The 12,600-nt window shown below is 42.0% G+C and carries 11 protein-coding genes; 4 read left to right on the top strand and 7 right to left on the bottom strand.

Going from position 1 to position 12,600, the window contains the following annotated elements:
* Positions 1 to 35: 35 nt before the first annotated feature.
* Complete coding sequence (gene mutS / locus FOA33_RS00780) at positions 36 to 2,570, bottom strand: DNA mismatch repair protein MutS (protein ID WP_221160336.1); 2,535 nt, start codon at positions 2,568 to 2,570, stop codon at positions 36 to 38.
* A 50-nt stretch (positions 2,571 to 2,620) separates the two neighbouring features.
* Positions 2,621 to 3,067 (bottom strand): arginine repressor, encoded by a 447-nt coding sequence (gene argR / locus FOA33_RS00775; RefSeq protein WP_001231483.1) that lies wholly within the window; start codon positions 3,065 to 3,067, stop codon positions 2,621 to 2,623.
* A 154-nt stretch (positions 3,068 to 3,221) separates the two neighbouring features.
* Between argR and argS the strand changes: the two genes are divergently transcribed.
* The 3 genes from argS (at position 3,222) to FOA33_RS00760 (ending at position 7,025) form a co-directional block, all read left to right on the top strand.
* Positions 3,222 to 4,913 (top strand): arginine--tRNA ligase, encoded by a 1,692-nt coding sequence (gene argS / locus FOA33_RS00770; protein WP_221160335.1) that lies wholly within the window; start codon positions 3,222 to 3,224, stop codon positions 4,911 to 4,913.
* A 389-nt stretch (positions 4,914 to 5,302) separates the two neighbouring features.
* A complete protein-coding gene (locus FOA33_RS00765) occupies positions 5,303 to 5,548 on the top strand; it encodes a hypothetical protein (RefSeq protein WP_000084850.1) in 246 nt (81 codons plus the stop codon).
* A gap of 214 nt (positions 5,549 to 5,762) precedes the next feature.
* Complete coding sequence (locus FOA33_RS00760) at positions 5,763 to 7,025, top strand: NRAMP family divalent metal transporter (protein ID WP_221160334.1); 1,263 nt, start codon at positions 5,763 to 5,765, stop codon at positions 7,023 to 7,025.
* A gap of 80 nt (positions 7,026 to 7,105) precedes the next feature.
* Here the strand turns inward: FOA33_RS00760 and nrdI are convergent, their stop codons facing one another.
* The 5 genes from nrdI to FOA33_RS00735 form a co-directional block, all read right to left on the bottom strand.
* Entirely contained in the window at positions 7,106 to 7,576 is a 471-nt protein-coding gene (nrdI, locus tag FOA33_RS00755; protein ID WP_221160333.1) for a class Ib ribonucleoside-diphosphate reductase assembly flavoprotein NrdI, read from the bottom strand.
* Positions 7,577 to 7,653: 77 nt separating this feature from the next.
* The gene (locus FOA33_RS00750; RefSeq protein WP_221160332.1) at positions 7,654 to 8,187 is read right to left on the bottom strand and encodes an ABC transporter permease; all 534 of its coding nucleotides are present in this window, start codon (positions 8,185 to 8,187) and stop codon (positions 7,654 to 7,656) included.
* Positions 8,188 to 8,245: 58 nt separating this feature from the next.
* On the bottom strand, positions 8,246 to 9,532 hold the full coding sequence (locus FOA33_RS00745) for a response regulator transcription factor (protein WP_221160331.1): 1,287 nt from the start codon (positions 9,530 to 9,532) through the stop codon (positions 8,246 to 8,248).
* An 11-nt stretch (positions 9,533 to 9,543) separates the two neighbouring features.
* Positions 9,544 to 11,214, bottom strand: a complete 1,671-nt coding sequence (locus FOA33_RS00740) for a sensor histidine kinase (RefSeq protein WP_221160330.1) — start codon at positions 11,212 to 11,214, stop codon at positions 9,544 to 9,546.
* Positions 11,192 to 11,806: a YesL family protein gene (locus tag FOA33_RS00735; protein ID WP_221160329.1), complete on the bottom strand. Its 615-nt coding sequence runs from the start codon at positions 11,804 to 11,806 to the stop codon at positions 11,192 to 11,194. The genes FOA33_RS00740 and FOA33_RS00735 overlap by 23 nt, the downstream gene beginning before the upstream one ends.
* 133 nt (positions 11,807 to 11,939) lie before the next feature.
* On the opposite strand from FOA33_RS00735, the gene FOA33_RS00730 reads away from it, so the two are divergent.
* Positions 11,940 to 12,509, top strand: a complete 570-nt coding sequence (locus FOA33_RS00730) for an MptD family putative ECF transporter S component (protein ID WP_221160328.1) — start codon at positions 11,940 to 11,942, stop codon at positions 12,507 to 12,509.
* Positions 12,510 to 12,600: the final 91 nt, after the last annotated feature.

Raw genomic sequence — 12,600 nt, 5'->3', positions numbered from 1 at the left:
AAAAACCCACTCACAAATGCATGAGTGGGCTCTTTTTATAACTTTTGTTTAAACTCAACTAAGACATTCATAGCCTGCATAGGTGTCATATTGTAGACATCTAGTTTAGCCAATTCTGCTAGGATAGGATGTTCTACTGGCGTATCAAAGAGAGAAATCTGTTCCGTGACGGCGCTAGTTTGCCTCATCGGAGCTGGGTTTTCTTGTCCCTGACTCTCCAGTTGCGTTAAAATCTTATCCGCCCTTGCTAAAAGTTCGGCTGGTAAGCCAGCAATCTTTGCCACATGGATACCGTAGGATTTGTCAGCTGGACCTGGTTCAATCTTGTGAAGGAAGGTGACCTGCCCATCCTGCTCCAAGGTTGCCACATGAACATTGACCAAGTGTTCCAAGCTAGACTCCAGACTGGTCAACTCATGGTAGTGGGTCGCAAAGAGGGTTTTGGCTCCGATATGTTCATGAATGTATTCGATGATGGACTGGGCAAGAGCCATCCCATCATAAGTCGCAGTTCCTCGGCCTAACTCATCAAAGAGAATCAAGGAATCCTTGGTCGCATGAGAAATGGCATTGTTGGCCTCCATCATCTCCACCATGAAGGTTGATTGACCTGAAACCAAGTCATCTGCTGCTCCAATGCGGGTAAAGATAGCATCGAAAATAGGCAAATGGGCGTTCTCAGCCGGCACATAAGAACCTAGCTGGGCCATAACTGCTGTTATGGCTAGCTGACGCATGTAGGTAGACTTCCCACTCATGTTTGGCCCTGTGATTAGCTGAATACTGGTATCTTCTGCCATCTGAATGGTATTAGGAATATAGGTCTGAGCTCCCATAACCTTTTCGACGACAGCATGGCGTCCCTTTTGGATATCAATTTGTGAATCATCCCCAAACTCAGGTCGGATCAAATGCTGGGTTTCAGCCACAACCGCCAGACTCTGCAAGACATCAACTGTCGCAATTCCTTGAGCTAAAGCCTGCAAACGCTGGATGTACTTGCTGACTTCCTCACGGATACGCATAAAGATTTCGTATTCTAGATTGGCTGACTTCTCACGCGCCTCCAACATATCCCCCTCGATACGAGCTAATTCCTCGGTACCAAAGCGTTCTGAGTTTTTCAGCGTTGCCTTGCGGAAAAAGTGGGCAGGCACATTCCCCAGTTGTGAATTGGTCACATGGAAATAGTAGCCATCTTTTTTATTGTAATCAATCTTGAGCGTACTGATGCCAGAGTTTTCTCGCTCCTTAGCCTCAATCTCTGCAATCCAGCTGGTCCCTTCTCTGAGCACTCGGCGGTATTTATCCAAGGTTTCATCAAAGCCAGTTCGGATAATGCCACCTTCCGTAATCACGTGAGGAGCTTCAGGAGCAATAGCTGCGCTAATCAAGCTCTCCAACTCAGGAATGGCATCCAACTGTGCGATAAGATAGCCCAGGGCAGGCTGCTCCATGCCTTCTAAAATCGCACGAATCCGTGGTACACTGGATAAGGTGGTCGCCAATTGCAAGAGATCCTTGGGATTGGTCTTGCCAAAAGAAACCCGACTAGCCAAACGTTCGATGTCATAAACACCCTTGAGACTGTCTGTCAAATCACTGCGCTCAAAGAAGTGGTCAAGAAAGACCTGCACCACCTCTTGACGTTGGACGATTCGCTCCTTATCAATCAAGGGACGATGAATCCAAGAACGCAAGAGCCGCATACCCATAGCCGTTTTGGTTTCATCCAAAAGCCAGAAAAGACTCCCCTGCTTCTTGCCTGAACGGGCATTCTCAATCAAATCCAGACTAGCCTTGGTCGCATAATCCATCTGCAAGAAATCTTTGATTTCATAGCGGATAACTGGTTTGAGGTGGTTCAATTCCCGCATCTGGGTCCGGTGAACATACTGGAGCAGCTTACTAGCTGCTGCTTGCTCCACAGCTGCCAGTCGTGGATCCAGTAAATGGACATCCTCAAAGCCTTCCTTCTCATAGGAAAGCACCAGATTCATCTGACGGCTGAGAATTTGTTCTTCTTCCTCAGACAAGTCATAACCCAGCACCACTTCTCGCGCCTTGAGGTTACGGATTTCCCCACAAACGAGAGTGAAATCCAATAAACCTGTCACATAAAAATCACCTGTCACTAGATCCATATAAGCTAGACCAAATTGATCGCCATCACGATCTAAGGCAACCAAGAAATTATTCTGACTATCCAGCTTACTGCTATCGACGACCGTTCCAGGCGTGACGACCTGGACCACCTCTCGCTTGACAACACCGACTGCTTGTTTGGGATCTTCCATCTGCTCGGCTATGGCTACCTTATAGCCCTGCTCAATCAGAACATCGATATACTGCTGGGCAGAATGATAGGGGACACCCGCCATGGGTATCGGATTTTCTGCATTTTTATTCCGACTCGTTAAGGAAATTTCTAAAATCTGTGCTGCATTAATTGCATCTTCATAGAACAACTCGTAAAAATCACCCATTCGAAAAAGCAAAAAAGCATCTGGGTATTGTTTCTTAATATCCACATACTGTTGCATGCCGGGTGATAGCTTTTCTGTTGCCATTTTCCGTCTCTCCTTGCTAAAAATAAGTCTTGAGAGCAACTCCCAAGACCTTATTTATCTTTCATCAAATCTAGCAAACGATCTTCCATCAGCTTGGCAACGTGCTGGTCTCGACAAATAACCAATAAGGTATTAGCACCAGCAACCGTTCCTAAAATCCATTCATCCTTGTTTGCATCTACAATGTTTGCTAAGACTGCAGCTTCCCCAAGTTTGGTATGAAGTACCAAGGTGAACTCTGCTCTTGCAACTCCTTCTAAATGATGAGACAAAAACTCAACTAAATCAATCTTATCTGTCTCATTTGCTAGTACATAATACACCATATCATTTTTCTTAACCTTGGTCAAGCCGATTTCACGCAAATCACGTGACAAAGTCGTTTGTGTCACATAAACATTACGAGCTTCTAAACGATCTTGAATCTCTTTTTGTGTCCCAAGTTTTTCTTCGGTGATCATCTTTTTAATCAATTGATGCCGTTCTCTTTTTCTCATATTATCCTCTTAAGTGAATATTTATAACAAATTTTACATTTATTTTATAACTATATTATACCAAAAAAAATAGATAATTCAAAAAAATTCTTTTCTTTCTCAAAAAATGTAGTAAATTGTGTTAAAATAGTAAAAAAGCCCAAAAGGAGCCCTTATGAATACAAAAGAATTGATTGCTAGCGAGTTGGCTAGCGTCATTGATAGCCTAGATCAAGAGGCTATTTTAAATTTACTGGAAACACCTAAAAACTCAGAAATGGGAGACATCGCCTTCCCTGCCTTTTCTCTAGCAAAGGTCGAGCGTAAAGCTCCGCAAATGATTGCAGCAGATATTGCTGAAAAAATCAATAGTCAGGCATTTGAAAAGGTTGTCGCAACAGGACCTTACGTCAACTTTTTCCTTGATAAAAACGCTATTTCGGCTCAGGTATTACAGAATGTCATCACTGAAAAAGATCACTATGCCGACCAAACCATTGGCAAGCAAGAAAATGTCGTTATCGACATGTCTAGTCCCAATATCGCTAAACCATTCTCTATTGGGCACTTGCGTTCAACAGTTATCGGAGATAGCTTGTCACATATTTTCCAAAAAATCGGTTATCAAACAGTCAAGGTCAATCATTTGGGAGACTGGGGCAAACAGTTTGGGATGCTGATTGTCGCCTACAAGAAATGGGGAAATGAGGAAGCCGTTAAAGCGCATCCAATCGATGAACTTCTTAAACTCTACGTTCGCATTAATGCTGAAGCTGAAAAAGACCCTAGCTTGGATGAAGAAGCACGCGAATGGTTCCGCAAACTGGAAAATGGAGATGAGGAAGCCCTCGCTCTCTGGCAATGGTTCCGTGATGAAAGTTTAGTGGAATTCAACCGCCTTTACAATGAATTGCAAGTCGAATTTGACAGCTACAACGGGGAAGCCTTTTACAATGATAAGATGGATGCTGTTGTAGACATTCTCGCTGAAAAAGGACTTCTTGTTGAGTCAGAGGGAGCCCAAGTTGTCAATCTTGAGAAATATGGAATTGAACATCCAGCCCTTATCAAAAAATCTGATGGTGCAACTCTCTATATCACACGTGACTTGGCTGCAGCCCTTTACCGTAAAAACGAATACCAATTTGCAAAATCCATCTATGTTGTTGGTCAAGAGCAATCTGCCCACTTCAAACAACTCAAGGCAGTACTACAAGAGATGGGCTATGATTGGAGCCAAGACATTGTCCATGTTCCATTTGGATTGGTAACAAAAGAAGGGAAAAAACTCTCTACTCGTAAAGGAAATGTCATCTTGCTAGAACCTACTATTGCAGAGGCTGTTAGTCGTGCCAAGGCCCAAATCGAGGCGAAAAATCCTGAGTTAGAAAATAAAGACCAGATTGCCCACGCTGTTGGAGTTGGGGCTATCAAGTTCTATGATCTTAAGACCGACCGTACAAATGGATATGACTTCGACCTTGAAGCTATGGTATCCTTTGAAGGAGAAACTGGACCTTACGTTCAATACGCCTACGCTCGTATCCAATCTATCTTGCGCAAAGCCGATTTCAAACCAGATACAGCTGGCAACTACAGCCTGAATGATGCTGAAAGCTGGGAAATCATTAAACTACTCCAAGACTTCCCACGTATTATCAATCGTGCAGCAGATAATTTTGAACCATCTATCATTGCGAAATTTGCGATTAGTTTGGCTCAAGCCTTTAACAAATATTATGCACATACACGTATCCTAGATGAAAGTCCTGAGCGCGACAGTCGTCTGGCCCTCAGCTACGCAACCGCAGTCGTCCTCAAAGAAGCTCTTCGTTTGCTCGGAGTAGAAGCGCCAGAGAAGATGTGATTCAGTACTAACAATTGGAACTAAAGTTCCTAGTTGTTAGACGCTAGCCGCTATATGCAGACTAGCTAACTGCTTCACTAGTCATGGCCCCTAAATATAATCGATTTAGAGCCCATGACGTCGTAACTATGGTGATTTGACTTGGCGCTTCACTAATTCACCTAACCAAATAATATCGATTTGGTTAGGCTCATGTCGTAATCTTTTAATCACTTGATTGTAAAGCAGTCTAAGTAACTATGGTAATTTGGCTTGGTGCTTAACTAGTTCTGGGACATAAATATTGTCGATTTATGTTTCTTTACGTCGTAACCAGTACGAATTGCCTAAACGCTTCACTAATTCGATCTATTCACTACTATTTTCTTTATCATACATGGAGATTTCCTATGAGCCAATATGCTTATATCCTCGTTATAATTAGCTTGGTTTTCCTTTTTCTGCTCAATAAGTACGAGAAAGAAAGACTGCAAAAGCTCTACCAAGAGCAACTTTTGAAGGATGAAACATTTAGGTCAGACATCAAAGAGAAAATTCACACGACTGACAACATCAATGATGTCATTGCACATATCAATAAAACTTACCATCTGGGAATGTTGCTATCAAAAGACATCACAGATCAATTAAAATGACCAAAGTCCGAGAAGAAAACTTCTCGGACTTTTATTCGCTCTAGTAAACATCATCCCCTTGAAACAGTCACAGTTATTCTTATATGATTTTTGTGAATTTTTTCAGGATTTTCCAACTTTTTTCAAAATATCCTTGCATTTCTTTTAAGTTTTTTGTAGAATAGTAGCTATCTATTCAGATTATTCTGAAAATTCAAAAATAGGAGTGTTTATTATGTCACAAGTTACTTTATCAAGCCAGTCAACCTGGACAAGCAAACTAAAGGCAATGGGGCCAGGTATCCTCATGGCTTCTGCCGCCGTTGGAGGTTCTCACATCGTATCCTCCACTCAAGCTGGTGGTTCTTATGGTTGGTCACTACTCCTCTTGGTTATCTTGGCCAATGTTTTTAAATATCCATTTTTCCGTTTTGGTGCAGAATATACTGCTGATACTGGTAAAACCTTGGTCGAAGGCTACGCTGAAAAAGGGAAACTCTATCTCTGGATTTTCTTTATCCTCAATGTCTTTTCTGCTATGGTCAACACAGCCGGGGTCGCTATCCTTTGCTCAGCCATCATCGCTAGCGCTTTTCCAATGATCGGTCTTAGCATCACTCAATGGTCCCTTATCCTTGTTGCGGTCATTTGGGCCATGCTACTCTTTGGTGGCTACAAATTATTGGATGGTATGGCAAAATGGATCATGTCTGCTTTGACTATTGCAACTGTTCTTGCAGTTATCATTGCAGCAATTAAGCATCCAGAATACAGCTCTGATTTTGTCGAGAAGGCACCTTGGCAAATGGCAGCCCTCCCTTTTATCGTTTCCCTCCTAGGATGGATGCCTGCTCCTATTGAAATTTCAGCCATCAACTCACTCTGGTCTGCTGAAAAGAAAAAGACTGTCAACTTTAATACAGAGGACGCCCTTTTCGACTTTAACGTAGGTTACATTGGAACTGCTATCCTGGCTGTATTTTTTGTAGCACTCGGAGCACTCATTCAGTATCCTACAGGACAAGCAGTTGAGGCCGCTTCAGCCAAATACATCTCTCAATTCGTGGGTATGTATGCCTCTGTTCTTGGAGAATGGTCCCGTTACTTGATCACCTTCATCGCCTTTCTCTGTATCTTTGGAACAGTCATTACTGTTATCGATGGCTATTCCCGCGTTAATCAGGTTTCCCTACGACTCTTGTTAAGTCAAAAAGAGGATGATAGCAAATCTTTGAACATCTGGATGACCCTCACAGCTGTTATCGGTATCATCATCATCAAGTTCTTTGCTGGTCAAGTATCAACTATGCTTCGCTTCGCCATGATTGGTTCTTTCCTGACAACACCATTCTTCGCTCTTTTGAACTATGTATTGGTGACACGTGAAAATAAAAATCTTCCTTCTTGGCTAAAACTCCTCGCTATCGCAGGATTGATTTTCCTCTTTGGCTTCGCTATCTTCTTTATCTATGCACTTGCTATCGGAAAAGCAGGATAGTACATAAAATGGCACCCTTACGGGGTGCTTTTTGCATACTCAAAAGCAGTTGAAAATCTCAACTGCCCCTCAGTACTACTTTATTTTTCTGTTTCTAACTCATACAAATCCGCGATAATCGCTGCAACCTTTTTAATATCTCCCAGCATGCCTCTCATTTCAAAATCTGCTAGAACGGGGAAACCAAAACGTTGGCTGTACTGCTTGGCAGTCAGGCAGTATTGATTGTTAAAATTGCGATTACCAGATCCCACTACCCCAAAACACTTACTAGCATTGTCTCCATAAGCGATAAAGTCGCCCACTGGAGTCGTTAGAATCTCAACATCGCCGTTATCGACACCATTTCCACCTTCCAGATAGGTCGGCAAAAAAGCGACATAGGGATGCTCCATTTCAAAGAATTCTTGGCCTTCCTTGATCAAATCCTTGATATGGATTTTTTGGACCTCAATTCCTTCGTACTGGGACAAGAGATAGTCCTTGAGTCGGGTTACAAAACTTTCTGTATTCCCACTCAGACTGATATACACTAAGGATATTTTTTTCATGTTGACCTCGATTTTTATGTTTACGATATAAAAAGAACTACCAAAATTGTAACTTGATAGTTCTTTTTTGTCAATACTTAGGCAGCTTCTTCTGCTTCGACTTCCTCAGCCAAGTCCTTTTGTTGGCGCCACATCTTGTAAAAGACTAAGGCTAAAAAGAGAATATTGATGATGATGAACAAAATATTCGTCCCTTTTGCTAATGCTCCCATTCCTAAGCCAAGGGCACTATCTTTGATTAATTGAACCGCATCTTGAACGTTCATATAGCTATAAACCAAACCAACAATAGCTAGTAGAACATAGCCAACATAAGTATAGTTTGCGAATTGTACGTTTTTACGTACGAGAAATACAAAGGCTACTACAACTAAAATTGCAGATAAAACAATCAACGACATATTAAAAATAGAGTGAGAGGATTCTGACACTTTGTAAGTATAGTTGACCGTGTCTTCTAATTGCTGGGTAGTGAGCGTCCCGCTATTCGCCAGGCTAGCACGAAGAGCATCTTTACTTGGCAATGGACTCAAGATTCCAAATAGTGACATAGATGAAATGAGAGCTGATAGGACTAACAAGACCCAAAGATAAATAGGATTCTTTTTCATGTTTTCCTCCATAAGATATTTTGAACATTATAGCATTTTTTGTACAGGAATACAACTTTTACAAGCTGGTTTCAACTTGTTTCCGATAAGCTTTCGGTGATTTTCCGCACAATTTACGGAAAACCTTATAGAAATATCCAACATTACTATAGCCAACTGCATAGCAAATATCTTCGATACTATCACTGGTCGAAAGCAAGAGTTGCTGCGCCGCCTTAATTCGCTGTTTATTGAGCAATTCCGCAAAGGTTGAGTTAGTTTCTCTTTTGATCAGCTGCCCAAGATAGACAGGATTGATAAAGAGATCCTTGCTGATATCCTTGAGCGAGAGCTCTTTCTGATAATCACGCCCAATCACCTCCAGAACGCTCACCACATTTTCATTCATGCGGTACTGGCCAAAGAACTTGGTCAAGGTTTCTTTGATATAGGCAACCAATTCTTCAAAGGAGTTAATGGCATGGATGGCTTTGACAATCTCGGTCATATCATCTGCTTTTAGGTGTTCAAACAAATGAAAGACATCCATGACAAACTGGGTGAAGAGCTGCTTCGTGATGGCCACGCGCGGAGTATTCTCCAAAACAACCTTCTCTAGTAGGGTTAATTCTTCGATGATTTGATTGATATTCCCTTGGATAATCACCCGATAAATCGGCTCGTAATAGGCAAATAAACTCTCGGATTTTTCTAGATTAACTGAACCGTAGAAGAGGGCTTTTTCAGCATTAATCTTCCAATTCTCAAAGGACTGCTGGTAGGGTGCTTCAAATGGTGTCACGACGATGCCATCGAGCGGCTGATCAGAGATGAAAATCTGCCAGTCTTGCCCCAAAACATAGTAAGGAATGGTAAAAGACCCCTGCTTTTCCTTTGAAAGTCCTATCCACCAGCTGTCTTTACCTGACAGGTAGTTCATAAATCCTGTCTCATCCAATTCTTGACTGAGGGTCTGACTTTGCTCCACCTTTTCCTGAAGCTGTTGCGCAATTTTTTCTAATAAATTGCCCAACTCTACCTTGTCTACTGGCTTGACCAGATAATCCACGACACTAAGGTTCATGGCTTTTTTGACGTAGTCAAACTCTTGATAACCAGACAGCAAGATATAATAGGTATCTGGAAGTAGCTCTTTCATTTCCCTAATCATCTCAAGTCCGGTCTTATCTGGCATGTTGACATCGGAAATGACCACATCTACTGGATTTTCTTTGACGTAGTCCAAAGCATCATCTGCGTGATTAGCTGTTGCAACGACTTGCATATCCCATTTTTCAAAGGGGATTAATCGCTTGAGCCCCTCTGTCACCATGTACTCATCGTCTACTAATAAAACTTTATACATTTCTACCCTTTCTATTCATCCTGGATAGTGATATGGTAACGAACACCTTTTTGCTCAGCTGACTCTACACTGATTTGGTAGCGATCCCCAAAGTAGAGAACAAAGCGTTCGTGTACATTTACTATTCCAATTGATTGCCGCTCCCCACTATAGCTTGCTTCGTGTTCAAAACTTCGTTGAGTTAATTTTTCTTGCAAGCTAGCTAGTTTCTCAGCGGGCATTCCTCGACCATTATCTACTACTAGGATTTCAACGAATCCTTGGCCCTTCAAGGCTTTGATACTGATGACATTATCTGTTCTGCGATAATCAACACCATGGGCAAAGTAGTTTTCTACTAATGGTTGGAGTGTAAATTTTGGAATTCTCATTTCTTCCAATTCTGGTGCAATCTTGAAACCGTAGGCAATGGATTTAGGATAACGCACCATGCAAAGATAGCTATATTTTCGGCAGAATTCCAACTCTTGCTTCAACGTGGTTTCCCGCTCGTCGGAGATATTGTTGCGTAACAAGCTACTAAATTCATAGATAATATCTGCCAGTTCATCCTGACTTTGCATGACAGCATACATCCGTAAAAACTCCAGAGTATTGTACATAAAGTGAGGATTAATTTGAGCCTGCAGAGCTCGCATATTGGCATCTTTTTGACTGAGCTCTAGCTGATAGATATCGTGGATATTTTTTTCCAGGCGATCCAACATATCATTGGTTGTTTCTGCAATGAGAAGCAACTCTTGGTCTTTTTCAGAGGTATCGATTCGAAGGCCTTCTTCTCCTTGAGCAATCACCTCTATCGAATCTACTAGGTCTACGACTTGTTTTTGGTAATTTGAGAAAGTCTGTCTAAGGGTCACGTACAAAATGATGATAAAGAGGATACTTAGCCCAATAATGATAGCTGAGCTCGTCAAAGTTCCTGTAAGAACAAAATTTTTAGGAACAGCAGCTCGAACCTGATAACCGTGAGAGGTGACACCTACAAACCAGTTCTCCCTCTCGGCTGATACCTTCTCCCCAATATGGAACATCTCGGTCTCGAAAGGAGAAGTTACTGTTACAGCCATCGGGATATGGCCCCTTGTATTGTCAATAGCTCCATAAAGAACAGTTGGCGATAAGGAGATATAGATCACTCCTAAATCCTTGTCAGACACAGGATCGGAAACAGGAATGGCAAAACTGTTGGCTGTCGGCTTAAAATCCTCCGCAGGAACTTTCTCTCCGCTGCGTTTTTCTCTAGTCGAAACATACACTTCCTTATAGTCCTGAAGGACAATAGCCACTCCAGTCACAAAATCATTCCGAACATAGATATTATCAATATTTTCATACAAGGATACAGAAATATAAGGCGAAGTTTTACGCTCTAATTGCCAATAGAAATAGTCTGGGGTGCTAAGACTGAAATACTTGTAAATCCCTTCAATTCGGGCTTGATTTTCAACCAAAGACTGAGCGAGTTGAGTTGACTCTCTGTGATAATATTCCACTTCACTCACTGTCCGAGTGGTCACACGTTCTGCAACCCTTTGGGCCTCCTTCTCACGCGAGTCCCAGTCAGCATACGATAGCATAATCGCAAAACTGGCAATGACCACGATCATGACCAAACTATAAATCCGTAAAAGAGAGTGAAGCCAAAACTGCTTCATTCTATTTTGTCGCCAATTTTTCATGGATACTTTCATAAATAGGTTCCAACATATCACTGATAAAGAAATGCCACATTCCAATTCCTACAAAAAAGAGCAAGGCAGGCATATAATAACCAACTCCTACAAGGAGAGCAGACCCGAGTAAAACCTTGGCAATCGCAGGTAGGCTCATAAAAATCCCAATAAGGGACAGTTTCAAGGTATTTTGGTAGGATAAATCAAAGTACACCTGAAGTTTCAAGGAAACAATATAGGCTAGAAAGACAAGAGCAACTACAAGGACATTGAGAAAGGTCGCCAAGAGATGGAAAATCGTCTGGTGGGGCAATTGAACTAGAAGATACAAACCATAAACTAGGACAAGATCAACAAACACAAAACTATAGAAAGCCAGATTGCTCTTGACAAAATTACTCTTATACAATTCCCAAGCTTCCTTCAAATGGTAGGCTCGATAGGTATAACCATGTTCCGCATACAAACTCATAAGAGTTGCACTAGCTGGGGCCAAACCAAAGACCACTCCTCCTGCTAGTGTTAATAGCCAGAAATAAGCCGTCGCCATCATTCCCAAAAAGATACGATTAAAGACGAATTCTAGAAATTTTCCCATGCTACTCTCCTTAAACTAACGATGTAACCATTATATCATATTTCAAACGTTTTCAAAAACATAGAGCACCCATTTACAATCCTCAAAAAGCGTGATACAATTGGTTTTGTTAATTTGCATCAAGGAGATTCTCATGAAGAAAAATATCTTAACCACCCTCTTGGCCGCCGTCCTCTACTTCCTCTGTGTGGGGATTGGAGTCTTCCTAGGACATCTGGTCGACCAGACAGGCAATATGTTCTACGCGCCTGCCTTTTCTGCACTTGTCGGTGGCAGTGTCTACATGCTTCTTTTGACGAAGGTCCCTCGTTTTGGCGCTGTTACGACTCTAGGTCTTTTTATGGCAATTTTCTTCCTGGCTAGCAAACATGGCGCTGGTGCCTTTCTCCCAGGACTCGCCTGTGGTCTTGCAGCAGATGCCATCGCTCGTCTCGGAAACTACAAAGACCGAACCAAAAACATCCTCTCCTTCCTCGTCTTTGCTTTTAGCACAAGTGGCCCAATCTTCCTCATGTGGATCCGTCCCAAAGCTTACGTGGCAACCTTACTTTCGCGTGGGAAATCCCAAGAATACATCGACCGTATCATGGTCGCTCCAGAGTTGGACAAAATCCTTCTCTTTGTTTCAAGCATCCTCCTAGGTGCCTTGATGGGTGCTGTTATTGGGCAATTTCTAAGTCAAAAAATAGCTGATAAACTATAAGATAAAAGCCCTGAAGACTAGCAATGCCTAGTTCCAGGGCCTTTTTGTATACAATCTTAAAATTCACTATAGATAAATTCTTGAATATTCG

Origin of the sequence: Streptococcus cristatus (genome assembly GCF_019685515.1) — a bacterium.
Taxonomy (GTDB): Bacteria; Bacillota; Bacilli; order Lactobacillales; family Streptococcaceae; genus Streptococcus.
The sequence above is the reverse complement of the archived record's forward strand: the minus strand, read 5'-3'. Positions and strand labels throughout refer to the sequence as shown.